The following is a 26,823-nucleotide window of genomic DNA, read 5'->3' as shown; positions in this document are numbered from 1 at the left end:
ACTTTTTCGCTGTGATAAGACGTGAAAGTGGGAGATTTTTAGGCTTACGGGCGGCTATTGGCCGGCACGGGGATATATAATAGCTGTCCTTCACGAAGCTCAGCTTCATAGTCAAGCTGGTTGGCCCTTAATATTTGTTGGATGCTTAAATCGTAACGCTGTGCAATCTTGTCCATCGAATCGCCTTGCTGAACAATGCAAATTTTTAGTCTTGAAAAATCTTCTGCTTGATCCTTTGAAAACAACTGTGTTAAATAGAGAGCATTTTCTTTTCTCTGTTTTTTTGTTTCTTCGCCCTCGACAGCTTGATGGTTTTCCTGATCCTTATGCTTGGATGCTCCAATTGATACTTTTGTTTCATGCTCTGGCGCTTCATTGTTTTCGTTGTTGGCGATCAACGGACCGTGATTTTCAAACTCCGGCTCTGTCTCTTCATTTTCTTCAGCTTGGTCGAAAATAGGATTCCAATGCTCGTTGTCTTGTTCAGCATTTTCATTACTCCATCCATGGTTTTCGAGATTCTCTTCGTTTTCCGCATGGATGCTGGATTCAAAGCGGCCATATTCATCTTCATATTCTTCATCATAAAGTTCCTTGCGCGCCACTGTTTCAAACGGCTCGAACCATGGTTCCCCATCTTCATCCTCGGCTTCATCATCCGTGTCTTCACTGATTCCGCTTATCGAAATATCCGCCATTAACGAGAGACGGCCATCTTGCCCTAAATCATAATCAAATGATTCAATCGTGACATAAACATCTTCCAAATTCACAATCCGGTTCTTCGGAATGGTAATATCGACAGGAAATCGATGAAACAGCTCCGTGATCCCATCTTCACGTGTTTCAATGTACTGAATAAACCGATGCGTACCAAAGTCGTATAATTCTACATCTTCTCCCTCTTCATCATCTGCCATACGATATTCTCCGCTAAGTTCAAGCGCTCCGCGAATGGTAATATAATGCTCGTATTCATCAACGGAAATGACCGGATCTAAAGACACTGAGAGAAACTCTTGGACTTCCTGTCCCTTTTTAAACCAGATCGCTTCCTCAAGCGAAAAGCGCAAATATGATTGATCCAAACGTACTCCTCCTTCCGTTTCTTTCGTCCAAACTTTTTTATAATGACATTATCAATTTATGAGCGTGAAAAAAAGAATATGAATAAAAAAATGGACTGTGCCTAACGAAAGTACACAGTCCATTTGTCTCCATTATCGTTTTTCCTTCAGCTTAGCAAACGCTTTTTCCGCTGCTTCAATCGTTTTTTCAATATCTTCATCCGTATGCGCAGTCGATAAGAACATGCCCTCAAATTGAGACGGTGGCAGGAATACGCCTTGCTCAGCCATTTCGCGGTAATAAGCAGCAAACATCTCAAGGTCGGAGGTTTTCGCTTTTTCATAATTCACGACTTTTTCATTTGTAAAGAAGAAGCCGATCATGGAACCAGCGCGATTGATCGCATGAGGAATATCATACGCTTCTGCCGCTTTTCGCAATCCTTCCTCTAAACGATCCGCTTTTTTCTTAAATTGTTCATATGTTTCTGGAGTGAGCTGAATTAATGTTTCATATCCAGCTGTCATCGCAAGCGGATTGCCCGATAACGTACCAGCCTGATAGATCGGACCGCTCGGAGCAATACGTTCCATGATCTCCGCTTTGCCGCCATATGCGCCAACCGGAAGACCGCCGCCGATGACTTTACCAAGACAGGTTAGATCCGGAATAATGCCAAAATAGCCTTGGGCACAGTGATAGTCAACACGAAAACCTGTCATTACCTCATCAAAAATAAGCAATGCCCCGTATTCATTCGTAATGTCCCGCAATCCTTGTAAAAACCCAGGCAGCGGCGGAACGACTCCCATATTTCCGGCAACCGGTTCAACAATGATCGCAGCAATGTCTTCACCAAATTGCTCGAAAGCATATTGGACACTTTCTAAATCATTATAAGGCACCGTGATGGTATTTTGCGCGACGGATTTCGGCACGCCCGGGCTGTCAGGTAAACCAAGTGTCGCTACTCCTGATCCGGCTTTGATTAATAACGAGTCGCCATGTCCATGATAACAGCCTTCAAATTTAAGAATTTTGTTTCGTCCTGTGTAACCACGAGCTAGACGCAACGCGCTCATCGTCGCTTCTGTTCCGGAATTGACCATGCGCACAATGTCTATCGATGGCACACGCTCGATCACAAGCTTTGCTAGCTCGTTTTCCATTAATGTTGGCGCGCCAAAACTTGTACCGTTTTCCGCTACTTTTTTCAGCGCTTCGACCACCCGTTCATTTGCATGTCCGAGAATAAGCGGTCCCCATGACAAAACATAGTCAATATATTCGTTTCCGTCGATATCATAAATCTTGGAGCCTTTTCCGTGCGCCATGAAAATCGGGTCCATGTTTACGGATCGAAAGGCGCGAACGGGGCTGTTCACCCCTCCGGGCAGCAGCTGCACCGCTTCTTGATAGGCTCGTTTTGAACGTTCGTAGCTTCTCATCTTTCCTCGCCCCCTATTCTTTGAGCCAGCGGGCTACATCTTTTGCGAAGTAAGTTAAAATTAAGTCAGCGCCGGCCCGCTTCATGCCAAGCAGCATTTCCAGCACAATTTGTTTTTCGTTCACCCAACCGTTTTGCGCCGCAGCTTTGATCATCGCGTACTCCCCGCTCACATTGTATGCCACAATCGGAAGGTGAAAACGGTTTTTCATATCGCGGATAATATCTAAATAGGCAAGAGCCGGTTTTACCATAATAAAATCGGCGCCTTCAGCCACATCGGACTCAGCTTCGCGAAACGCTTCAAGCCTGTTAGCTGGATCCATTTGATAGGTCTTGCGGTCTCCAAATTGCGGTGTGCTATTAGCGGCATCACGAAACGGTCCATAAAAAGCAGAGGCATATTTCACAGCATAAGACATAATCGGCACGTGAGCAAAGCCCGCTTCATCCAGCCCACGGCGAATGGCCGCCACAAAGCCGTCCATCATATTGGATGGCGCGATAATATCTGCCCCGGCACTTGCTTGGCTCACCGCTGTTTTTACAAGCAGTTCAAGCGATGGGTCGTTCAATACTTCCTCCTGTTCGACAACGCCGCAATGTCCGTGGCTTGTATATTCGCACAAACATGTGTCGGCAATTACCACAAGATCAGGAAAGGATTGTTTTACTTGGCGAATGGCCTTCTGCACAATGCCATGCTCACAATATGCTTGAGATCCTACTTCATCTTTTTCGTTCGGAATGCCGAAGATAATGACAGATTTAATTCCGAGCTCTACCGCTTCCGCAATTTCGTCGTTTAAGCGATCCAATGAAAATTGGTACACTCCAGGCATTGATGGAACTTCTTGTTTTACATTTTCTCCTTCGATCGCAAAAACCGGATAAATGAAATCTTCTACATGAATATGTGTTTCCCGCACCATCGCCCGTAAATTCTCCGTTTGCCGCAAACGGCGGTGGCGGTGAAATTGTAATGCGTCCATCGTTTTCCCTCCAATAAATCAACGGTTTATAAAAAATTTTTCCATCGCTTCTATCATATCATCAATTGTATATTGATCAGGACAAATATGTACCGTCAAACCGAATTGTTCGGCCGTATGCTTAGTAATCGGCCCGATGCAGGCAATAACGCAAGATTCGATTAATTCCTGCCAGTTCTCCCCTTCAACCATTTGCATGAAACTTTGGACCGTTGACGAGCTTGTAAAGGTCATAATATCTATCGCTCGCTTGCTCAATAAATGAAACAGTTCTTCCTTGCCGCTTTCATTAAGGTGTGTTTCATAAACAACGAGATCGGTAACCTCCGCTCCAAGCTCGGCCAGCTCTTCCTTCAGATTCTGTCGCGCCAGGTTTCCTCTGACAAGCAAGATTCGGTCGCCGGGCTCAATCGCTGCTTTCATCGCCTCTGCCAGTCCCTCGGCAACAAACCGATCTGGTATGATATCGGGATGAATGCCCCTTTTTTCTAAAGCGTGAGCCGTTTTTGTGCCAACGACCGCTACATGAGGAAGCGTCGTCTTATCGGTTATAAATGAAAAGAAAAAGCGGACACCGTTTGCGCTTGTAAACACAAGCCAACGATAGCTTGATAAACGGCTAAGACATTTCTCTACATGCTCCCGTTCCGTTACAGCTGAAATAGAAATTAACGGAATTTCTATCGGACAAGCTCCCGCTTTTCTCAGCTTGGCTGAAAATTCATTTGCCTGCTCCTTCCCTCTTGTGACAAGGATGCTTTTCCCTTGCAAAGGAAGTGTTTTCATGATTGATCTAACTCCTCTTTCAGCCGATCAATCAATGCTTTGGCTCCAAATTCCGCAAGCACCTCGGCTGTTTTTCTTCCTACTTCCTCCGGGTCGGTTCCGACAGCCATATCTTTATAGACTTCTTTTCCATCAGGAGAAGCAACAAGACCTGTAAACACGACTTCATCTCGCTTGTTCACATAACCGTATCCGGCAATTGGAACTTGGCAGCCTCCCTCCATTTCCCGCAAAAAGGCGCGTTCTGCAAGAACAGCGCGTTCCGTTTCACGATCATTTAATTTTTGCAGCCATTCTAGCAGCTCTTCATCGTCTTCACGGCATTCAATCCCTAGCGCTCCTTGGCCGACAGCCGGAAGGCAAATATCCGTCGATAAATATTCCGTCACAACCTCCTCAGCCCATCCCATCCGCAAAAGGCCTGCCGCAGCCAAAATGATGGCATCATATTCATCTGTTTGTAATTTGGCTAGCCTTGTATCAATATTGCCGCGAATCCATTTTATTTGAATGTCAGGGCGTCTTGCCAACAGTTGAGCAGAACGGCGCAGACTGCTCGTTCCAACCACCGCTCCGCTTGGAAGCTCTGCAAATGAAAGCCGCTGTTTGCTAATCATGACATCGCGAGGATTTTCCCGCTTCGGAACGCAGCCAATGGTTAGTCCATGCGGCAAGATAGCCGGCATATCTTTCATGCTATGAACGGCCATATCAATCTCCTTATTCAGCATGGCTTGTTCAATTTCTTTCACAAATAGTCCTTTTCCACCAACCTTGGACAACGTCACATGTAAAATTTGATCGCCCTTTGTTACCATTTCCCTAACTTCAAATTCGAACGGCGCACCAAGCTCCTTCAGCTGTGAGATGACCCAGTTTGTTTGCGTTAAAGCAAGCTTGCTGCGGCGCGAACCGACAATAATTTTCCGCATATGTTCTTCCTCCATTATGAATACCAAAGATGGAACTTCGATAAGCTACCAAATAAGAAAAAGTTGATCAGTAAAAAGAAAAATGATCCGATATTCCACAATGCGATCGTTTTGCCGCGAATTCCTTGAACAATTCTCTTGTAAAAATAAAAGCTGTACACTGCAAGCACCAAAAACGAACCAAGCACTTTTGCATCATACCAGTGAAAATGTTCAATTTTAATATAAGCCCAAATGAGCCCTAAAATAAGTCCAAGAAGCAACATGGGCAATCCGATTAAATTTAAAATATGGGACATTTCCTCCAATTTGGTTAAGTCCGTCATTCTCAACAAGCGTTTCCCCCATTTTTTCTGCTTTAATAAATGATACTGAATCATGTATAAAACAGAAAAAACAAACGATAGAGAAAACGCCACATAAGCGAGAATGGCCATCGTAATATGAATAATCAGCAATTCAGAAATAAGCTTTTCCGCCGTCGCTTCCGATTGATAATGAGCAGGCGCAAACGTATGCAGCGCCAACATAAAAAAGGCGAGTACGTTTGTAAAAAACACGATAAAATCCACACGCAGCAAACGGTTGATAACAAGCGACAGCGTGATCAACACCCACGCATAAAAATAAAGACCTTCCGACATCGTCAAAATCGGAAAGCGCTTCGTTTCGACGATGCGCAGCAAGAAAAAGGCGGTTTGAAAAACCCAGACAATAGAAAGTAACCAGAAGGCCGTGCGGTTTGCCTTCCGGTTATGATGCAAAAAATCTATAAAATATAAAGACACAGATAATGCGTACAAAAGTACGGATATTTCGTACAACCTTGTCACATTCATCTCTAGCATTCGCAAAATTCCTCTCTTATGGCTGTAGAGATGGTACAACCGAGCGTTCAGCATCTACGCGAGGATCGCGAGATGGTTTGGGCACTTGCAAGGCATCTTCAATATTAAAAATTTTCGCAAACAGCTGAAGCGCCTCTTCTGCGTTCGGTTCAGCCGCTAATTCCTTGGCACGCAAAATCGGGTCGCGCAACAATTGATTGATAATGCTTTTCGTATGCTTATTTAACACTTTCCGGTCACGCTCCGACAAATGCGGCAGCTTCCGTTCGATGCTTTGCATCGTTTCCTCTTGAATGGCCAATGCTTTTTCGCGAAGCGCGGCAATCACCGGCACAACGCCCAATGTATGGAGCCAATGCTGAAATTCCACCAATTCAGCTTCAATCATCATTTCAATTTGTTCTGCTGCTTTTTTGCGTTCCGCCAAATTCGCTTGAACAATTCCCTCTAAATCATCAATATCGTACAAGAAAACGCTGTCAAGCTCCGAAAGCGCCGGATCCAAGTCGCGCGGCACAGCGATATCCACCATAAAAAGCGGACGGCCTTTCCGCATTCTCTCTACATGCGTCATTACTTCCTTCGTAATGACATAACCTTTTGCGCCTGTGGAGCTGATTAAAATGTCGGCATCAATCAAGGCGCACTGCAGCTCAGAAAGCGGCTTCGCATTCCCGGAAAATTTCTCAGCTAAATGCTTGGCCTTTTCAAATGTGCGGTTAATAACCGTCACTTGCTGCACGCCGCTTCCATAAAGATTTTGCAGAGCCAGTTCCCCCATTTTTCCGGCTCCAATAATCAGAACGCGCTTAGTCGATAAATCTCCAAAAATCTTTTTCGCTAATTCTACGGCCGCATAGCTTACAGACACGGCATTTGAACCGATTTCTGTCTCAGAATGGGCACGTTTGGCGAGCGTAATGGCTTGCTTAAATAGCTGTTTAAAAATCGTGCCAATCGTGTGTTCCTCTTGAGCAAGCAAAAAGCTAGCACGCACTTGTCCCAGTATTTGCGTCTCGCCTAAAATCATCGAATCTAAGCCGCAGGCGACACGAAATAGATGCTCGATCGCCGCTTCATGCTCCAAAATCGTCAAATATGGCGTCAATATTTCTTTTTCAAGCTGAAACCAGTTTGCTAAAAACGTTTTTATATAATAGCGCCCAGTATGCACTTGGTCGACAACAGCATAAATTTCTGTACGATTGCACGTCGAAATGATGACGTTTTCTAAAATGCCCTTTTGCTGCTGCAAAAGCTTCATCGCTTCGACCAATTCCGATTCGCTAAATGCAAGCTTTTCACGAATTTCTACAGGGGCCGTTTTATAATTTATGCCAACGACAAGAATATGCACTTTTCCTATACCCCCTCAACGAAAGTACATGACATCTCCATATATTATAGCATGTCTATGGACAGGATACCGAAAAAAAATTTGAACACAATTTGAAAGTCTATGATAAACTTTTATACAGAATCACACCAGATGTTTGACTGATCCGAGATCATGTTTCTCCCATATGTACCTTAACAAAAAAAGCGGCATTCATCAAGCTACGTTTATTGTATAAGTGCCGCTAGCAAATAAAATAGCGGCTTCGCAACCCAAAGCGTACGCGCGCCGAAAAACAGCATAAGCGCCAGTAAGGGGCTCATTGCACCGGTCGGACGACCGAACAGTATCGTTTCTAAGCAAATTCATTGGTCGTAGAAGCGGATATTGTTTGGCTCTTGTTCACCGCCTACCGTCGAGGAAATGGGGCTCTGCTTTGGAATGAACGATATGTTCCAGATTTTAAGGCTATACAACTTCAGGATGGAACGAACGCGATCTATAAAAGGTCACAGGCTTGCTTTTTATCACGCATCTTTGTGACGAAGACGGGAGCCATACCGCTTTCAACTTCCATTCATCCTTCTGTGAAACGGCGTAGCTCAACCACCCGACTGTAGAAAACGGCCTAAACTCCCTATCGCTGCAAATAGGAACATCATCAAGTTGCATCATCATATATAGAAATGAGGAGAGACAGATGAAAAAACATGGAATTTTTTCCGGGATTGTGCTGGTTGGCTTAGGAATCTATTTTTTAGGAGGACAGTTGCAGCTTGCGTTTTTAAAAGTGTTTCAAGGCTGGCCGGCTTTGCTTGTTATTTTTGGAATGGCTTTGCTTGGACAAGCATACTATGCCCGTGAATATCAGCACATCTTTCCCGGTACGGTGCTATTAGGCTTTGGTCTTCATTTTCTTCTTTCTCAGCTGTTGCCAATCTGGCCGAAGCATATCGGCGTCTTGTTTTTGATTATTTCACTGGCTTTTTTCCTCAGTGCTCGAAAAACGAAAACCGGATTTGTCCAAAGCTTGCTTTTTTTTATTTTAGCTTGTTTTATGCTGTTTTCTGATCGGTTTAGCGATTTTTTTCTCCTTTTTCAAACAAGCATTTCTTCGATTTGGAGATTTTGGCCGTTGTTGCTGATTCTTTTTGGTTTATACATATTATTTGTTAAAAAGAAATAATTCATGCGGTACCCGGCATAAGAAGCTGTCTTCGCCCTTATTCGAACCGAAAAAACCGGAAGAATGGATGATGCCTAAAAAAGAAGGTAGACGAAATAAAAGGATTTCGTCTACCTTCTTGTGTTTGGACTTCATTACATTTTGCGCAATAAAGCGGACCACGCTTCTTCTTTTCCTTGCCCGGTTTCTGCTGAGAAAAGAATCACTTCATCCTCTTTCGCCATTTTTAATGTTTCCCGAACGACTTTTTGGTGCTTCGGCCATTTTCCTTTTGGCACTTTATCGGCCTTCGTCGCAACCACAATGGTTGGGAGCTGATGATATTTTAAAAATTCGTACATCATCACATCATCCTTCGTTGGTGGATGACGCAAATCGATCACTAATATCACGGCTTTGAGCTGCTCTCTTGTTGTAAAGTACGTTTCCATCATTTTTCCCCAAGCTTGCCTTTCCTGCTTTGAGACTTTAGCAAATCCATAGCCTGGAACATCGACAAAATAAAACGCTTCATTAATAAGATAGAAATTCAGCGTCTGCGTCTTTCCGGGTTTCGAAGAAGTACGCGCCAAATTTTTACGGTTAATCATTTTATTGATAAAGGACGATTTTCCAACATTCGAACGCCCTGCCAATGCAAACTCTGGAAGCATGCCAGCCGGATATTGCTCCGGCTTGACTGCGCTTATCGTAATTTCAGCTGCTGTTACCTTCATAGCTTATCCCCTACTAATGCATGTTGTAATACTTCGTCTAAGTGAGAGACAAGGATAAATTCCAAATCTTTTTTCACGATATTTGGAATATCCTCTAAGTCTTTTTCATTCTCTTTTGGCAAAATAATGGTTTTCAATCCCGCGCGGTGGGCGCTTAATGTTTTCTCTTTTAATCCGCCGATCGGCAACACACGGCCACGCAAAGTAATTTCACCCGTCATCCCGACAAAACGGCTGACGGGCCGTCCTGTCAAAGCAGAAATCAAAGCCGTGGCAATGGTAATTCCCGCTGAAGGCCCGTCTTTTGGAATCGCTCCTTCGGGAACATGAATATGAATATCATTTTTCTCATGAAAATCCGGACTGACTCCAAGCTCTTCAGCACGAGAACGGATATAGCTGAAGGCGGCCTGCGCCGATTCTTTCATGACGTCGCCCAGTTTTCCTGTCAGCACTAATTTTCCTTTTCCAGGAGTGACGGAAACTTCAATGGATAACGTATCTCCGCCAAATGGCGTATAGGCAAGCCCTGTTGCTACTCCAATTTGATCTTGCAGCTCCGCCTGGCCGTAACGATACTTCCGCTTTCCTAAAAACTCTTCAAGGTTCTTTTCCGTCAATACTACTCGTTTCTTTTCTTCAGATACAATGAAGCGGGCCGCTTTTCGGCAAATGGCGGCTAGCTGACGTTCTAGCTCGCGCACGCCGGCTTCGCGCGTATAATAGCGAATGATGTGTAAAATGGCTTCATCGCGCATTTGCAAGCTCGCTTTTTTCAAGCCATGTTCCTTCAGTTGCTTTGGAAGCAAATGCTGCCGCGCGATATGAAGCTTCTCAACCTCTGTATAACCAGGTATCGTAATAATTTCCATACGATCCAATAGCGGTTGCGGAATGGTAGCAAGATTGTTAGCTGTTGCAATAAACATGACCTTTGATAAATCATACGGCTCTTCAATATAGTGGTCGCTGAATGTATGGTTTTGTTCTGGGTCAAGGACCTCCAGAAGCGCTGCTGATGGATCGCCGCGGAAGTCACTCGACATTTTATCAATTTCATCAAGCAGAAAAACGGGATTAATGGTGCCCGCTTTTTTCATTCCTTGAATAATTCGTCCCGGCATCGCTCCCACGTATGTGCGGCGATGTCCGCGAATTTCCGATTCATCGCGCACTCCTCCTAACGAGATGCGAACAAAATGACGGTTCAGCGATTTAGCGATAGAACGAGCAAGCGATGTTTTTCCGACTCCCGGCGGACCAGCTAAACAAAGAATCGGACCTTTTAGTGATTGGGTCAATTGCTGTACAGATAAATATTCGAGCACCCGTTCTTTCACCTTGTCCAACCCGTAATGCTCTTCATGCAGAATCGCTTCCGCTCGCTTAATGTTATGAATATCCTCCGTTTGTTTTTTCCACGGAAGGGCAAGGAGCCAATCAAGATAGTTGCGGATTACCGAGCTTTCCGCTGAAGTAGACGGGACCTTCTCATAACGGTCCAGCTCTTTTAAGGCTGTTTCCTTTACATGATCCGGCATTCCAGCCGCTTCGATTTTTTCTTTAAGTGTTTCAACCTCTCCTGTTTTTCCTTCCTTTTCGCCAAGCTCTTTTTGAATGGCCTTCATTTGCTCACGCAAATAGTATTCCTTTTGGGTCCGTTCCATCGACTGCTTCACACGCATACTAATTTTTTTCTCCAGCTGCAGCACTTCTTTTTCGTTGTGAAGCACTTGAATAATTTTATGAACTCGTTCCTTAATATCTACTGTTTCTAAGATTTCTTGTTTTCCTTCAAGCTTCAGCGGCAAATGTGAAGCAATAATATCAGCCATCCGCCCTGGTTCATCAATGTCAGCTACAGAAGCAAAAATATCAGCAGAGAGTTTTTTCGATAAATTTATGTATTGCTCAAAATATTCAAGCATGGTCCGTTTAAGAGCTTCGTCTTCTAAATCTTTCACTTCGGGATCAACAAATTTTTCGGCCTTGACGATAAAGCAAGGCTCTTCATGAACCGTTGCTATGATTTTCGCCCGGCAAATCCCTTCCACTAATACTCTGAACGTTCCGTTCGGAAGCTTTAACAGCTGCTTCACACGCGCCAGCGTTCCCATCTCATATAGCTCGTCCACACTCGGTTCATCAATCGAAACATCCTTTTGTGATGTAAGCAAAACGATATGATCCTCGACCATTGCCTTTTCCAACGCTTGAACCGACTTTTCTCGGCCGACATCAAGATGCAACACCATCGTCGGGAATACGAGTAATCCCCGCAATGGAAGGAGGGGAACGATGGTCTCTTTCTTTTTCGCCACGGCAAACACCTCCACACTTCACTTTCTATTCGTCTATTGTATAGCACCATCATATGTTTGTAAAATCAGAAGTACATGGATTCATCTATAAAATTCATGCTCCCTATTTCTCCTATCTACAAGCGCACCCCAAAGATGGAACAACTTGATTTTATGGAAAAAGGAAAACAAATTCTTCCGACCGTCGCAGATAAACCGCACAAGCGCGTAACCAAGCTTCGAGCCATACCTCTTTCAGACTAAACAATTCATTGTTTTAAGCGTCCGATCGGTGCATAGTCCAGAGCTACATGTGCAAGGCTCCGCTTTCCCTATAATAGACTAATGCTATTCTTTCTCGATATAGAACCGAGTGGATCTTGCGCTTGTTTATTTAAGCAACGTAACGATAGAACTCTCATTGGATGCGCCAACATTCCTCCGTATATGACGGTCCGACCGCCGAAAGCAGCAAATTTTGCGTTTGAATGAGCATCGATTTTTGTTGGGAGACCATTCGCTCATGGATCGAATGCCGAATCATGAACCGTGATAAGATCGATCAGATTTTCGCGGCGAATTTCTTTCAACAAAGAAAAGCCGACTTTGACGCAGCGAACATACAGCGCGCCAAAGCCGTCATTTCACTACACGAACTTCGTCTCAGATTGATCGGCAGCAGCTGGAATCGAGCCATCTCTTTCCTGTCCGAATAGAACAGAGAGGACGTTTTCTAAACGGCGGACAGGGATGATTTCAATACCGTTGATTTCATTGAGCATGGATTGCATGTTTTCAAATGGAATGATCACTTTTTTCGCTCCCGCTTGTTTGGCTGCCTTTACTTTCGGAAAAATTCCCCCCACGGGCTTAACATGGCCATGAATGCTAATTTCTCCCGTCATGGCGATCGTCGGGTCTACCGGCAGACGATAAATGGCGGAATAAATGCCTACTGCCATTGCAATTCCTGCGGATGGACCATCAACCGGAATACCGCCTGGGAAATTTACGTGGATATCATAGCGATCGGCTGGGACCCCCATTGCCCTTAATGCCGTAATCACGTTTTCAATCGAGCCGCGTGCCATACTTTTTCGACGAATCGATTTTTCTCCGCTGCCGATGCTTTCTTCTTCCACAATCCCTGTAATATTGAGTGTTCCCTTTTCTTTTGTCGGCAGGGCGGTCACTTCAATCTCCAACAACGCCCCGGTATTCGGCCCGTACACGGCTAGACCATTGACGAAGCCGACCGTTGAGGTTTCGTGAATTTTCTTTTCATACCTTGGCGAAAGCTGGCTCGAATGAATGACCCATTCGATATCTTTATCGAGAATCGTATCGCGTTTTTCAGAAATAGCAATCCCTGCGGCAATTTGCATTAAATTAACCGCTTCGCGACCATTTCGCGCATGCGTTGCCAAAAGGCGAATGCCGTTTTCTGAAACATTCAAGTGAATCTTCTCCGCCGCCTTCCGAGCAATGAGCGCCACTTCCTCTTGATCAAGCTCACGGAAAAATACTTCAAGGCAACGAGAACGAATGGCCGGAGGAATTTCATTTGGCGTCCTCGTCGTTGCCCCGACAAGACGAAAATCGGCAGGAAGACCATTTTGGAAAATGTCGTGAATATGAGTCGGGATTTGCGGATTTTCTTCACTATAATAGGCGCTTTCGAAAAACACTTTTCGATCCTCAAGCACTTTAAGCAGTTTATTCATCTGAATAGGATGCAGCTCACCAATTTCATCAATAAAAAGAATTCCTCCATGCGCGTGTGTAACAGCTCCCTGCTTTGGCTGCGGAATGCCAGCTTGTCCCATCGCCCCCGCCCCTTGATAAATCGGATCGTGGACAGAGCCGATAAGCGGATCGGCAATGCCTCGTTCATCAAATCGAGCGGTGGTCGCATCTAGTTCCACAAATACCGCATTTTTTTTAAACGGCGAAACCGGATTTTTTTTCGCTTCTTCTAATACAAGGCGAGCAGCCGCTGTTTTTCCAACTCCCGGAGGCCCGTAAATGATGACATGCTGGGGATTGGGCCCGCACAATGCCGCTTTCAATGCCTTAATGCCATCCTCTTGTCCGACAATATCGCTGAAATGCTTTGGTCTCACCTTTTCAGCAAGCGGTTCTGTTAAAGAAATTGAACGGAGCTTTCGAAGCTGCTCCATTTCTTTTCGCGATTCTTTATCAATCGAAACCTTCTGGGTACGTTGATTTTTGAGCAAATTCCAAAAGTAGAGACCGATAATGACCCCAAAAAATAGTTGCACAAATAAAGCGATGTTTGTCCAGTTCATTAGCTTAAATCCTCCTGCTCCAATAAGTATGTAGTACGTATAGTATCTCCTCCTGGAAGCAGGAATAAACAAACAAAAAAGAAGCTGCCTTCTCTCAAGACAGCTTCAGACTGTTCACAAACGCTTCGATCCTGCGTCACCGTCCTCGCTCATCTGCGCTGATGAACATCTTGGTTCAATCTGCGTTTTCGCTCGGCTCGATTCATCTGCCACAAGCATTTTCGACTGCCTGAGGCAAGAAAACGCGAAATAAACGGTTGCATGAACCTCTCCTCTCTTCCACTTCGCTTAGAGAGGGGGGACTTCTCGGTGGATGGTATTCAAGCGCTTGTAGCCAAAGTCCTTTTGACTTTGGCTACAAGCTTGGAAGCTGTTTTCTCTCAAGAACCGCTTCATATGCCGTTAAGCAGACGTTTTGCGCTCCTGCTCCACAACCGTACCGTCGTGACGGATTAATTTCGGCGCTTTCGCATCACGCACGGTCTCTGCTGTAATCACACATTTTTGCACATCTTCGCGGGAAGGAAGCTCAAACATCACATCAAGCATGATTCCTTCAATGATGGAGCGAAGACCACGAGCACCCGTTTTTCGCTCGATCGCTTTTTTCGCAATCTCAGAAAGTGCTTCTTTTTCAAATTCAAGTTCCACATTATCAAGTTCAAGCATTTTTTGGTATTGCTTGACAATCGCATTTTTCGGCTTCGTCAAGATTTCGATTAACGCCGCCTCATCAAGCGGTTCTAAGCTTGTAATAACAGGCAAGCGTCCCACAAACTCCGGAATTAATCCAAATTTCAGCAAGTCCTCCGGCAATACTTTTGCTAGCAAATTCTTTTCATCTACATCGTTTTGCTGCGTTTCTGCGCCAAATCCGATTACTTTTTTGCCAAGACGACGTTTAATAATCGGCTCAATTCCGTCAAACGCACCGCCGCAAATGAATAAAATGTTCGTTGTATCAATTTGAATAAACTCTTGATGCGGATGCTTCCGGCCGCCTTGTGGCGGAACGCTGGCAATCGTGCCTTCTAAAATTTTTAAAAGCGCTTGCTGCACTCCTTCTCCGGATACATCACGCGTAATGGATGGATTCTCCGATTTGCGGGCAATTTTGTCAATTTCATCAATGTAAATGATCCCTTTTTCCGCCTTTTCCACATCATAGTCAGCAGCTTGAATCAATTTTAGAAGAATGTTTTCGACATCTTCACCGACATAACCGGCCTCTGTTAACGAGGTGGCATCAGCAATAGCAAACGGCACATTTAAGATGCGCGCTAACGTCTGAGCAAGCAATGTTTTCCCGCTTCCAGTCGGACCAATCATCAAAATATTGCTTTTTGATAGCTCAACATCGTCGACCTTGCTGTTGGAGTTGATCCGTTTATAATGATTATAAACAGCAACTGCCAGCGATTTTTTCGCTCGATCCTGGCCGATGACGTACTCGTCTAAAATCTCTTGAATTTCTTTTGGCTTCGGAACATCTTTAAATTCAAATTCCTCTTCATTGCCAAGCTCTTCCTCGACAATTTCAGTGCAAAGCTCAATACACTCATCACATATGTATACTCCAGGACCTGCTACTAGCTTGCGGACTTGATCCTGTGTCTTTCCGCAGAAAGAACATTTCAATTGCCCTTTCTCATCATTAAATTTAAACATGCTTTCACCCCTTGCTCTAGAATTCACATCGCTGGTATGTACTACATTTGTTTAACTTTCCACAATTTATTCTGTATTATCAGCTTATGTATTCGTCATTTTATCATAAATCATTATACAAACGCTAATAAAAAATCATTACATATTTGAAAAATTAGAAAATTCTCAACTATGATGTATCGTATTCATTTATGAAAGAACAAGGCACGAACTGCATCGCGCCTTGTTCTTATGAATGCGCAGAGAGCAATAGGCTTCTTCGCTTTTTTATTGAGCAGCTGTGCTGTGTTCCACAAGCAAATCGACCACTTTGCGGAATTTCACATCTTCCTTGACAACTTCAAGATTTCCTAGCAGCTCTTTAATTTTGTCAACCGTCAAATTATAAGCTTCAGCCATTTTTTCAAGCTCTGCATTTACTTCTTCTTCCGTCGCTTCAATGTTTTCAGCTTTCGCAATCGCTTCTAACGTTAAAGAAATGCGTACGCGCTTTTCTGCGTCCTCTTTCATTTGTTCGCGAAGCGCTGCTTCATCTTGTCCAGCGAATTGATAGTAAAGGTTGAGATTTAATCCTTGCATTTGCAGGCGTTGATCAAATTCGCGTAACATGCGATCTGTTTCTGTTTTAATCATCGCTTCAGGGATGTCGATTTCTGCATTTTCTGCTGCCTTTTCGACCACTGCGTCACGAAGCGCTGCTTCTGCTTCGTTCTTTTTTGTTTCCTCTAATCTGTTGCGTGTTTTCTCTTTCAATTGCTCTAGCGTTTCTACTTCCTCATCGACATCTTTAGCAAATTCATCATCTAACGCTGGCAATTGCTTCGTTTTCACTTCATGCACCTTGATTTTGAAGACTGCTGGTTTTCCAGCCAGTTCTTCGGCATGATACTCTTCAGGGAACGTCACTTCGATTTCTTTTTCCGCTCCTGCTTCCAATCCGATTAACTGGTCTTCAAAACCAGGAATGAATGTGCCAGAACCGATGACAAGTGAATAGTTTTCAGCCTTTCCACCTTCAAACGGCTCTCCATTTACAAATCCTTCAAAATCAATGACCACTGTATCGCCGTCTTCTACTTTTCCTTCTTCTTTTACCACAAGCTCAGCATAGTTTTCTTGAAGACGTTTTAATTCATTTTCAACATCTTCCTCTGTCACTGTATCATCTTGCTTTTCTACTTGAAGCCCTTTATATTCTCCTAACTTCACTTCCGGCTTTACTGTTACTTTTGCTTTAAAAATTAAGCTTTTTCCTTTTTCAATTTGTTCAACATCAATATGCGGATAGTCAACAGGCTCAATTCCTGTTTCTTCTACTGCGTTCGCATAAGCCTCAGGCAATAAAATATCAAGAGCATCTTGATATAACGCTTCAACACCAAAACGCTTCTCAAATAGAGAACGCGGAACTTTGCCTTTGCGGAATCCTGGAATGCTCACATTTTTCACTACTTTTTTAAATGCAGCATCTAATCCTTCGTTTACTTTTTCTGCATCTACTTCAATAGTAAGAACGCCTTCGTTCCCCTCTAATTTTTCCCATTTTGCTACCATACTTTTCCCTCCAACACAAAATCATCTAAGTCAGCACCATCAAATAAGCATGTATGTAAGCAACAGATGTAAAGATATACGTAATACAACCATTATATTATAACATACAATCATAAGGTTTCAATATAAACGATAGATTAAATGAAAGAAATTTCTTCTATTTCATAAAGTTTTTCACATAGTTGTGTCACTTCTTGTTCACAAACATGATAACGTTCTGCGATTTCGGTTATTGTCATTTCGATTCCTTGAAGCCGACAGGCTGACAAATGCAAAGCCGCAATCCACGTCTCCTCAGAAACCGGCAAAGGGGCAAAAGGATACAGCGTGTAAATATAGCGCATCCAAACATGCGAAGCCGTCTCATATAAGCTCGGACTATCGCTTCCTAATGTTCGTTCTAGCTTTTGCAATATATCGGTTGCAAATTGTGTTTCTATCGCCTCGTTTAGCTGTTCGGGAATGATCGTCATGATTTTTCCGAATTTATGAATGACTAGTTCCTCGCTCACCTTTTTGGCCGTAAGCAAGCGCAGCAACATCGTTTTGGCCATCGGATGATTGTCTTCATTTGCTAAATATTGCTTTAACATCGGGAGCAACGGAACGATATGTTCGTTTTCTAGCCGTTGGATCGCTTTGAGCTGATCTTCGATACGCTTGGATTGAAGCAGCTGCTCAATCTCTTCATTAGAACTGGCGGAAAAAGATGATCTCATTTTTCGGCTAAAGCGCAATAATTGAAGCAGCTGCTCTCGTTCATGTGGATGGAGCTTTTTATCTTGCAGAGCTGTCTCAAGCATTTCATCAGCCTCTGCATATTGCTCTAAATGAATTAAAATGGATAAATAAAGCTGAAGAAGCTCTATATCCGTCACCTCTTGCTTCTTCCAAAGCAAATGCTGGCATCTTTGCTTGGCTTCCTCCCATTCTCCCATTTCAAACAGGCAGAGAATGATGCTCAGCTCTACTTCAGACTCCTTCGTTCCTAATTTTTGAGCCTCAGTAAGAAAATAAAGCGCATCCTGATATTTTTCTTCTTTCAATGCTTCTAGACCCTTCTCTAGCAGCCTTTTTCTTAAATTTGGAAATGGAATAATATTCCCCATCTTCACTCACCGTTTTTTAATTTGGTTATCAGTATACCAATATTCCACAAAAAAGCCAACTCTGTAACAGAGTCGGCTTCTCTACTCATTCAAATGACCAGCGTTTTTTTTTCATATTCTTCGATATACGATTCATACATAAACGTCAAATCAATTTCATCCCATCCCTTTAATAATAGCTGCTTTCGATATGAATCAATTTCAAACGTACGGTTAAATCCGCTTTCGTCATATATGCGTTGTTCCTCTAAGGAAATGGTTAATTCATAATCGGCGCGCTTGCTTTTATGCAAAAGATATTCGACGTCATGTTTGGCAAGACGAATCGGCAGCAATCCATTTTTCAGGCAGTTATTATAAAAAATATCGGCAAACGAAGGAGCCACCACCGCTTGAAATCCATAATCCTGTAACGCCCATGGAGCATGCTCGCGGGAGGAGCCGCAGCCGAAGTTTTCATTTGCCACAAGAATGGTGGCTCCTTCGTTTTCAGGCCGGTTTAATTCAAAATGAGGATTGAGAATCTGGCCATCGAGATAGCGCCAATCATAAAATAAAAATTTCCCAAACCCTGTTCTTTCAATTCGTTTTAAAAATTGTTTTGGAATAATTTGATCGGTATCAATGTTCGCGCGATCTATTCCGACAACCTTTCCTTTATGGACAGTAAATGGCTGCATGCTTTTCTTTCATCTCCTTTCCCCAATCGATTCAGCTTGCAGCTTTCTAATATCGACAAATCGGCCGTAAATCGCCGCTGCGGCTGCCATTTTTGGGCTGACTAAATGAGTCCTTGCTCCTTTTCCTTGCCGTCCTTCAAAATTTCGATTGGATGTTGAAGCACAATGCTCTCCTTCCGGAACAATGTCCGGATTCATCCCTAAGCACATGCTGCAGCCAGAATCGCGCCATTCAAATCCAGCCTCGATAAAAATTTGCGCTAATCCCTCTTCTTCCGCTCTCCGCTTCACTTCTTGTGAACCGGGAACCACAAGCGCTCTGACGCCTGGTGCTACTCTCTTTCCTTTGACAATTTCCGCCGCTGCCCGCAAATCGCTTATTCGTGAATTCGTACAGGAGCCAATAAATACGTGCTGGATTTTCATTTCACTGATTGGCGTTCCCGGCTCCAATCCCATATATTGCAAGGCAAGCTGAACCGCTTTTTGCTCTGTTTCATCTGCAAAATCCTCTGGGTACGGAACCTTTCCATCGATCGGTGCGCTCATGCCCGGTGTCGTTCCCCATGTTACCATGGGGGCAATCGAAGCAGCGTCTATTTCTAACGTGCGATCATAGGTTGCTCCCTCATCCGTCGCAAGCATTTGCCATTGCTCAACAGCTTTTTCAAAATCCTCTCCTTTTGGAGCATATTTTCGGCCCCGCAAATACTCAAAGGTCGTGTCATCTGGACTAATTAATCCCGCTCTTGCCCCTGCTTCGATGGACATATTACAAATGGTCATTCTTTCTTCCATCGACATCTGGCGAATGACATCTCCTGTGAATTCAATAATGTACCCTGTTCCTACGTCGACCCCATATTGATGAATAATCGCTAAAATCACATCTTTGGCTGTCACCCCATCGGACAAGCGACCGTTAATGCGTATTTCAAGCGTTTTCGGCCGTTGCTGCCATAGGGTTTGTGTCGCGAGAACATGCTCTACTTCACTTGTTCCAATTCCAAATGCAAGCGCTCCAAATGCCCCGTGTGTCGACGTATGGCTATCGCCGCATACAATCGTTTTTCCCGGCTGGGTCAACCCTAGCTCCGGACCGATGACATGAACGATTCCTTGCTCAGAACTATGCAAATCAGCCAGTGGAATCGAAAATTCACGGCAATTTTTTTCCAAGGCGGCAATTTGATTTCTCGCAATCTCATCTTCAATGACAAAGCGGTTAACAGTGGGAACGTTATGATCCATCGTCGCAAAAGTCAAATCAGGGCGGCGTACTTTTCTCCCTTTCTGTCTCAATCCTTCAAATGCTTGGGGTGAGGTAACTTCATGCACTAAATGTAAATCAATATATAATAAATCCGGCTTCCCCGCTTCCCGATAAACCACATGATGTTCCCATACTTTTTCAATAATTGTTTTTGGTTTCATACGATCCCCCTCTCTAAGGAATAAAACTGTTCTTAGCCAACTCCGTTTATCGCTATCTATGAAAATGCTGAACGCCTGACGGACAAAAAGATATGTCCGTTGGCGTTCTTGTTGATCCCCTATTCTCTTTCGATTCTATCGGGCCCATTCATCTTTAGCGCCGTTCATTAGGCATATACCGCCATAATATTAAAAATGGCTTCATCATCTAAAATGGTCGCTCGAATTTCATCCACCATGTCTTTGGTAGAAACGACATGCTGTCCTTTTTTCGCTACATCTACTGTTCGATAGCCTGACGTTAATACTTGCTGAACCGCCTTTTCGATAGCGTCAGCTTCTTTGTTGAGACCAAATGATAAACGAAGCATCATCGCCGCCGATAAAATAGTAGCAATCGGATTCGCTTTGTTTTGTCCAGCAAGATCAGGCGCTGACCCGTGAATCGGCTCATATAAGCTAGGACCTGTTGTTGACAAGCTAGCGGATGGGAGCATCCCTAACGATCCGGTTAGCATGGAAGCTTCATCGCTTAAAATGTCACCAAACATATTTTCCGTCACTAATACATCAAATTGCTTTGGATTTCGAATCAACTGCATCGCCGCATTGTCCACGAGCATGTGCTCTAACTCTACATCAGGATAATCGCAAGCGACCTCTTCGGCAATCTCACGCCACATTCTGCTTGATTCGAGCACATTTGCTTTATCGACAGATGTGACTTTTTTTCTTCTTTTTCTTGCTAATTCAAACGCTGTTTTTAAAATTCGTTTAATCTCTTCTCGCTTATAAAGAAGGGTATCAATGGCTGCCTCTTCTCCATTCTCTACACGTCGGCCGCTTGGCTTGCCAAAATATAGACCACCTGTTAGCTCTCTTACAATAAGCAAATCCGCTTCGCGAATGATATGCGCTTTTAACGGGGATGAGTCGGCTAAGCTTGGATACACCTTTACCGGGCGCAAATTAGCAAATAAGTTCATTTCTTTGCGAATGGCCAGCAACCCTTTTTCCGGGCGCAAATGTGGAGGGTTTTTATCCCACTTTGGACCGCCAACCGCCCCAAGAAGAACGGCATCGCTTTGACGGCACATATGAAGCGTTTCATCTGGAAGCGGCGTTCCTTTCCGATCAATCGCTTCTCCACCGATAAGTCCGTATTTAAAGATGAATTGATGGTGAAACCGAGAAGCGATTGCCTGTAATACTTCTACAGCTCCTGACGTGACTTCTTTTCCCACTCCGTCTCCTGGCAATACAGCAATCCGATATGTTCCCATAGTGAACCCCTCCATATTATTTGATTAATTTTTAATGACTACTTTTTGATTTTCTTCCCTCATTTTTTCAATCATAAACACCCTGTTCACCGCGTTAATATAAGCTTTCGCGGATGCTTCGAGCACGTCTTGGGCAGTCCCGCGCCCGCTTGTTTCCATTTCGTTGACGCGCACTTTTACGAATACCTGAGCAAGAGCATCTCTTCCGCCGCTGACGGATTCAATCCGATAATCCAACAACTTGACCTCTGTTTTGAAGCAACGCTCTAATGTGTTGTACAACGATTCTACACTCCCGGCTCCTGTTGCTGCCTCTTGAATTTCATTGCCTTGCCCATCCATCAATACGACGACAGCTGTCGGAATTTGATTTGTTCCATATTGGACTTGAATGGAGGACAACTGATAAAACTCTTTAAAAAGATCAAATTTTTCTTCAAAGATTAAAGCAACTAAATCATCATCGGTAATATCTTTTTTCTTGTCGGCCAACTCTTTAAAGCGGACAAACAGCTTATTAATTTCCGCTTCTGACAGCGTGTAGCCGAGCTCCACGACACGATTACGCAACGCATGGCGGCCCGAATGCTTTCCTAACACCATCGAGTTCGATTGAACCCCAACAAGCTCTGGAGAAATAATTTCATACGTCGTCTTTTCTTTTAGCACCCCATCTTGGTGAATGCCAGATTCATGCGCAAAAGCATTTTTTCCGACAATCGCTTTATTCGCTGGAAGCGTCATTCCTGTCAGTTTGCTCACTAAATTGCTTGTTCGCTTAATTTCTTGAAGATTGAGGCCGGTTTCTGCCTTGTAATAATCTTTGCGGATATAAAGGGCAACCGCGATTTCCTCTAATGCCGCATTCCCCGCCCGTTCACCGATGCCATTAATGGTTCCTTCGATCTGCGTGGCGCCGTGCTCAATCGCAGCAAGTGAGTTCGCTACAGCCATCCCTAAATCATCGTGGCAATGAGCTGACAACGATATTTTTTCAATATTCGGAACATTTTTTCTTAAAAAATCGAAGATCTCCCCATATTCTTTTGGCGTGATGTATCCTACCGTATCAGGAATGTTGATCACACTCGCTCCCGCTTCAATGACTTTGGCCACAATTTCCGCTAGGAAAGGAAGCTCGCTTCGACAAGCATCTTCTGCAGACCATTGCACAATCGGAAAGTAACGTTTAGCATACTTGACAGAGGAAACCGCTGCTTCAATGACTTGTTCCGGCGTCATTCTCAGTTTATGAGTCATATGAATCGGTGAAGTGGCAATAAACAAGTGCAAACGCGGCTCTGCCCCTCCTTTTAATGCCTCCCATGCTGTGTCAATATCGCTCTGGACCGAGCGAGAAAGCCCGGTCACAGAACTATGTTTAATCGTTTCCGCAATTTGTTTAACCGATTGAAAATCCCCTTTGGAGGCGGCAGGAAAACCTGCTTCAATAATATCCACCTTAAGCCTTTCCAATTGTCGAGCGATTTCTAGCTTTTCCTGTAAATTTAAATTTACGCCGGCTGACTGCTCCCCATCACGCAAGGTTGTGTCAAAAATATTAATTTTTCGCACTGGTGACCACCACTTCTTTCTGTTTCGCTTTCACAAACGGCATCATGCTTCTCAACTCGCGCCCGACTGTTTCGATTAGATGCTCATTTTCCCTTCTATTGATCGCATTGAATTCTGGGCGATTCGCTTGATTTTCCAAAATCCAGCCTTTAGCAAATTTCCCTGTTTGAATATCTTCAAGCACCTTTTTCATTTCGGCTTTCACTGAATCATTAATGATGCGCGGCCCAGAAATAAAATCTCCCCATTGCGCGGTGTCGGAAATGGAGTGGCGCATCCATGCAAGTCCTCCCTCATACATAAGGTCAACGATCAGCTTCATCTCGTGAAGACATTCAAAGTAGGCCACTTCTGGCTGATATCCTGCTTCGACAAGCGTTTCAAATCCAGCCTTCACAAGCGATGTCAATCCGCCGCATAATACCGCTTGTTCGCCGAACAGATCTGTTTCCGTCTCTTCTTTGAAAGTCGTCTCCAACACTCCTGCTCGTGCCGCTCCGATCGCTTTCGCATAGGCGAGCGCTGTTTCCTTCGCTTCCCCTGTGACATCCTGATACACAGCAATCAACGCTGGCACTCCAGCTCCTTCTGTATATGTGCGGCGCACTAAATGTCCAGGACCTTTTGGAGCCACTAAGAAAACATCCACATCCTGCGGCGGAACAATTTGATTGAAATGAATGTTAAACCCATGAGCAAATACGAGAGCATTGCCTGGCTGCAATTCTGGCTCAATTTCTTCTTTATATACAGACGGCTGTTTCTCATCTGGAAGCAAAATCATAATCGCATCGGCTTCTCGTGTTGCTTCCCGCACCGTGCGGACTTGAAAACCATCCTGCTCCGCTTGATTCCATGATCTTCCCGGACGAAGACCGACAACAACTTCTATCCCGCTGTCGCGAAGATTTTGTGCATGTGCATGCCCTTGAGAACCATATCCAATAATCGCTACTTTTTTCGATTGTAAATATTGTTCGTTTGCATCCTCATTATAGTAAACTTTTTCCATTTTAAATCCCTCTCCTTTTTCAAATGATAAATGCAGTTTTATAGGAAGCGGCTGCTTTTTGCGAGCCGCGTGTAAATGCGGTTGTACCAGTTCTGGCGACTTCTTTAATTCCGTAAGACTTTAATAAATCAATAAGCGCCTCTACTTTCTCTGGCTCCCCCGTTACTTGAATGACGAGGCTCTCCTTGCCCACATCGACAATCGCAGCGCGGAACGGCTCGATAAGGGTATAAATTTCCTGACGCGCGGCTGGATTGACCGCTACTTTAATAAGCGCCAGCTCTCTTGCTACGATCGCTTGATCCGTAATATCATGGACCTTCAACACATCGATTTGCTTGTTTAATTGTTTCGTAATTTGTTCCGCTGTACGTTCGTCCTCCACATTGACAACAAATGTCATGCGGGAGATTCCTTCTGTTTCTGTGTGTCCGACTGTAATGCTTTCGATATTGTAATGGCGTTTTGTAAATAAACCCGTAATCCGGTTGAGCACGCCTGGACGATTATGAACCGTCATTGTAATGATTCTTCGCACAATTTCACCCCCACCATTTCATGCAGGCCCTTTCCTGGCGCCACCATTGGATATACATTTTCATCAGCCGCTACGTGAATATCGAGCAATACTGGTTCGTGAAGGGAAAAAGCTTGCTGTAATACGCGGACAGCTTCCGCTTCTGTTTTCGCCCGCAATCCCTTTATATTGTAAGCCTCGGCCAGTTTGACAAAATCCGGCTGGTTCGGAATGAGCGAGTGCGAGTATCGCTTTTCGTAAAAGAGCTGCTGCCACTGCCGCACCATGCCGAGCGATTGATTGTTCACAATCACCACTTTAATCGGCAGCTTCAATTCTTGAATAACCGATAGCTCTTGCAACGTCATTTGAAATCCGCCATCGCCGACAATCGAAACAACAGTCGCTTGCCGATCGGCTAACTGTGCCCCAATCGCCGCCGGAAGCCCAAACCCCATCGTGCCGAGCCCTCCTGAAGTAACCCAACGGTTTGGCTGTTTGAACTTGTAATACTGCGCAGTCCACATTTGATGCTGCCCTACATCCGTGGTAACAATGGCTTCTCCATCTGTGAGCTCATAAATCATCTCAATTAACTTCTGCGGCTTCATCGTTCCAGGCTCATTTTTATAAACGAGCGGAAATCCTTTTTTCCATTCTGCTAACTGTGCAAGCCATTCATCTGTATCAGCCGGCCTTCCTTCTTGAAGAATCAGCTCTTTTAGTGCTTCTTTCGCGTCGCTCACAATCGGGATTTTCGTTGGCACATTTTTGCCGATTTCCGCTGGATCGATATCAATGTGCGCCACCGTTGCTTTCGGAGCAAAACAGTTTAAATTTCCAGTCACACGATCATCAAAACGGGCGCCAATATTGATTAATAAATCGCATTCGTATAAGGCCATATTCGCTGTATACGTTCCGTGCATCCCCGCCATGCCCAGAAAAAGTGGATGGTCTGCCGGAAAGCCTCCGAGTCCCAACAACGTATGGATGACGGGGATTTTTTGCTGCTCCGCATATTGCTGCAGCTCTTGAGATGCAATGGCATGCAATACGCCCGCTCCCGCTAAAATGACTGGGCGTTTGGCTTGGCTCACTGCTTCAACCAGCTTGCGAATTTGCAAATGGTTAGGATAAACGGTTGGCTGATATCCAGGAAGACGAACAGGCTGTTCATAATCAAATTCTCCTTCTTGGGTCGTCATATCCTTTGGAATATCAATCAGTACTGGTCCTGGCCGCCCTGTTGTCGCAATATGAAATGCTTCTTTAATAATCTTCGGAAGCTCCTGGACATGGCGAACTTGATAGCTGTGCTTCGTGATCGGCATGGTAATTCCAACGACATCCGCTTCTTGAAAGGCATCAGAACCGATGACTCCTGACGCTACTTGGCCAGTAAAAACAACCAACGGCAACGAATCCATCATCGCATCTGTTAAGCCTGTCACAATGTTTGTTGCTCCAGGACCGGACGTCGCAATGACAACCCCTGGTTTTCCAGAAATGCGGGCATAGCCTTCTGCTGCATGAATGGCTCCTTGTTCGTGGCGCGTTAAAACATGGAAAATGCCTGAATCATACAATTTGTCGTAAATCGGCAATACCGCTCCTCCTGGATATCCAAAGATCACTTCTACTTTCTCTGCTTTTAATGCCTCTATCAGCATGAATGCTCCGCTTATTCTCATTTTTTGCTTCCTTTTCTCCTCGACTTTCATGTTTGCCATGCTTCATCCTTCCTCCTCAATTTTTATAAAAGCAATGAAAAAGCCTCTTCACCCCATCATGACCTACTTGTTCTAGGTCAAAGGGGCGAAAAGGCTTTCTTTCCGCGGTACCACCCTTTTTCATGGTCAACTGACCACCTCATGAGCATCTGAAATGTTCAGACGCTCTTTTTAATAACGAGTGGAGCGCTTTTGATTCCACCCGTCCAACTCTACTAGCCAAAGCGTTCAAGCTGGCGCTCAGAGGTGAGTTCATCAAGCGGCAGCATCACCGGTTTTCAGCTCCCCCGGCTCTCTGTAGATGCTTTTTTCCGTTGACTACTTATCCTCTTCAACGC

At 44.4% G+C, this 26,823-nt stretch carries 21 protein-coding genes and 1 other annotated feature (1 of these 22 running past the window's edge); of the genes, 1 reads left to right on the top strand and 20 read right to left on the bottom strand.

Annotation, left to right across the window (positions count from 1 at the left end):
- Positions 1-44: 44 nt before the first annotated feature.
- From spoVID to hemA, 7 genes are all read right to left on the bottom strand, one after another.
- Positions 45-1,088 carry a stage VI sporulation protein D gene (spoVID, locus tag B6A27_RS10925; protein WP_080862121.1) on the bottom strand — a complete coding sequence of 348 codons (1,044 nt, stop codon included), beginning with the start codon at positions 1,086-1,088 and terminating at the stop codon, positions 45-47.
- 132 nt (positions 1,089-1,220) lie between these two features.
- Entirely contained in the window at positions 1,221-2,516 is a 1,296-nt protein-coding gene (gene hemL / locus B6A27_RS10920) for a glutamate-1-semialdehyde 2,1-aminomutase (RefSeq protein ID WP_080862120.1), read from the bottom strand.
- 13 nt (positions 2,517-2,529) lie between these two features.
- A complete protein-coding gene (gene hemB / locus B6A27_RS10915; RefSeq protein ID WP_080862119.1) occupies positions 2,530-3,507 on the bottom strand; it encodes a porphobilinogen synthase in 978 nt (325 codons plus the stop codon).
- Between the two features lie 18 nt (positions 3,508-3,525).
- On the bottom strand, positions 3,526-4,293 hold the full coding sequence (locus B6A27_RS10910) for a uroporphyrinogen-III synthase (RefSeq protein WP_080862118.1): 768 nt from the start codon (positions 4,291-4,293) through the stop codon (positions 3,526-3,528).
- The gene (gene hemC / locus B6A27_RS10905) at positions 4,290-5,225 is read right to left on the bottom strand and encodes a hydroxymethylbilane synthase (RefSeq protein WP_044742940.1); all 936 of its coding nucleotides are present in this window, start codon (positions 5,223-5,225) and stop codon (positions 4,290-4,292) included. Before hemC ends, B6A27_RS10910 begins: the two co-directional genes overlap by 4 nt.
- A 14-nt stretch (positions 5,226-5,239) precedes the next feature.
- Entirely contained in the window at positions 5,240-6,073 is an 834-nt protein-coding gene (locus B6A27_RS10900; protein ID WP_080862117.1) for a cytochrome C assembly family protein, read from the bottom strand.
- Positions 6,074-6,089: 16 nt separating this feature from the next.
- Complete coding sequence (gene hemA, locus B6A27_RS10895) at positions 6,090-7,430, bottom strand: glutamyl-tRNA reductase (protein ID WP_044742942.1); 1,341 nt, start codon at positions 7,428-7,430, stop codon at positions 6,090-6,092.
- 679 nt (positions 7,431-8,109) lie between these two features.
- On the opposite strand from hemA, the gene B6A27_RS10890 reads away from it, so the two are divergent.
- Entirely contained in the window at positions 8,110-8,595 is a 486-nt protein-coding gene (locus B6A27_RS10890) for a LiaI-LiaF-like domain-containing protein (RefSeq protein WP_080862116.1), read from the top strand.
- A gap of 134 nt (positions 8,596-8,729) precedes the next feature.
- On the opposite strand, the gene yihA is transcribed toward B6A27_RS10890, so the two are convergent.
- The 13 genes from yihA to ilvB all read right to left on the bottom strand — a co-directional run bounded on the left by yihA (position 8,730) and on the right by ilvB (position 26,485).
- Positions 8,730-9,311 (bottom strand): ribosome biogenesis GTP-binding protein YihA/YsxC, encoded by a 582-nt coding sequence (gene yihA, locus B6A27_RS10885; RefSeq protein ID WP_080862115.1) that lies wholly within the window; start codon positions 9,309-9,311, stop codon positions 8,730-8,732.
- Positions 9,308-11,632, bottom strand: a complete 2,325-nt coding sequence (gene lon, locus B6A27_RS10880; RefSeq protein WP_066146263.1) for an endopeptidase La — start codon at positions 11,630-11,632, stop codon at positions 9,308-9,310. Before lon ends, yihA begins: the two co-directional genes overlap by 4 nt.
- A 626-nt stretch (positions 11,633-12,258) precedes the next feature.
- On the bottom strand, positions 12,259-13,920 hold the full coding sequence (gene lonB, locus B6A27_RS10875; RefSeq protein ID WP_044742947.1) for an ATP-dependent protease LonB: 1,662 nt from the start codon (positions 13,918-13,920) through the stop codon (positions 12,259-12,261).
- Between the two features lie 402 nt (positions 13,921-14,322).
- Positions 14,323-15,588 (bottom strand): ATP-dependent protease ATP-binding subunit ClpX, encoded by a 1,266-nt coding sequence (gene clpX / locus B6A27_RS10870; protein ID WP_080862114.1) that lies wholly within the window; start codon positions 15,586-15,588, stop codon positions 14,323-14,325.
- 267 nt (positions 15,589-15,855) lie between these two features.
- On the bottom strand, positions 15,856-17,142 hold the full coding sequence (tig, locus tag B6A27_RS10865) for a trigger factor (RefSeq protein ID WP_080862113.1): 1,287 nt from the start codon (positions 17,140-17,142) through the stop codon (positions 15,856-15,858).
- A 137-nt stretch (positions 17,143-17,279) separates the two neighbouring features.
- Positions 17,280-18,251 carry a tetratricopeptide repeat protein gene (locus B6A27_RS10860; RefSeq protein WP_044742950.1) on the bottom strand — a complete coding sequence of 324 codons (972 nt, stop codon included), beginning with the start codon at positions 18,249-18,251 and terminating at the stop codon, positions 17,280-17,282.
- Between the two features lie 89 nt (positions 18,252-18,340).
- Complete coding sequence (leuD, locus tag B6A27_RS10855) at positions 18,341-18,931, bottom strand: 3-isopropylmalate dehydratase small subunit (RefSeq protein WP_080862112.1); 591 nt, start codon at positions 18,929-18,931, stop codon at positions 18,341-18,343.
- 9 nt (positions 18,932-18,940) lie between these two features.
- Positions 18,941-20,365, bottom strand: a complete 1,425-nt coding sequence (gene leuC / locus B6A27_RS10850) for a 3-isopropylmalate dehydratase large subunit (protein WP_080862111.1) — start codon at positions 20,363-20,365, stop codon at positions 18,941-18,943.
- A 167-nt stretch (positions 20,366-20,532) separates the two neighbouring features.
- On the bottom strand, positions 20,533-21,648 hold the full coding sequence (gene leuB, locus B6A27_RS10845) for a 3-isopropylmalate dehydrogenase (RefSeq protein WP_066146278.1): 1,116 nt from the start codon (positions 21,646-21,648) through the stop codon (positions 20,533-20,535).
- 24 nt (positions 21,649-21,672) lie between these two features.
- On the bottom strand, positions 21,673-23,223 hold the full coding sequence (locus B6A27_RS10840) for a 2-isopropylmalate synthase (protein ID WP_080862110.1): 1,551 nt from the start codon (positions 23,221-23,223) through the stop codon (positions 21,673-21,675).
- Positions 23,210-24,235 (bottom strand): ketol-acid reductoisomerase, encoded by a 1,026-nt coding sequence (ilvC, locus tag B6A27_RS10835; protein ID WP_080862109.1) that lies wholly within the window; start codon positions 24,233-24,235, stop codon positions 23,210-23,212. Before ilvC ends, B6A27_RS10840 begins: the two co-directional genes overlap by 14 nt.
- Before the next feature lie 19 nt (positions 24,236-24,254).
- Positions 24,255-24,773 (bottom strand): acetolactate synthase small subunit, encoded by a 519-nt coding sequence (gene ilvN, locus B6A27_RS10830; protein ID WP_066146285.1) that lies wholly within the window; start codon positions 24,771-24,773, stop codon positions 24,255-24,257.
- Positions 24,752-26,485, bottom strand: a complete 1,734-nt coding sequence (gene ilvB / locus B6A27_RS10825) for an acetolactate synthase large subunit (protein WP_080862108.1) — start codon at positions 26,483-26,485, stop codon at positions 24,752-24,754. Before ilvB ends, ilvN begins: the two co-directional genes overlap by 22 nt.
- A 78-nt stretch (positions 26,486-26,563) precedes the next feature.
- Positions 26,564-26,823, bottom strand: a binding site (T-box leader) (it continues 6 nt past the right edge of the window).

Source organism: Anoxybacillus sp. UARK-01, from assembly GCF_002075365.1.
Taxonomy (GTDB): Bacteria; Bacillota; Bacilli; order Bacillales; family Anoxybacillaceae; genus Anoxybacteroides; species Anoxybacteroides rupiense.
This window is presented reverse-complemented; position numbering and strand designations above follow the sequence as displayed.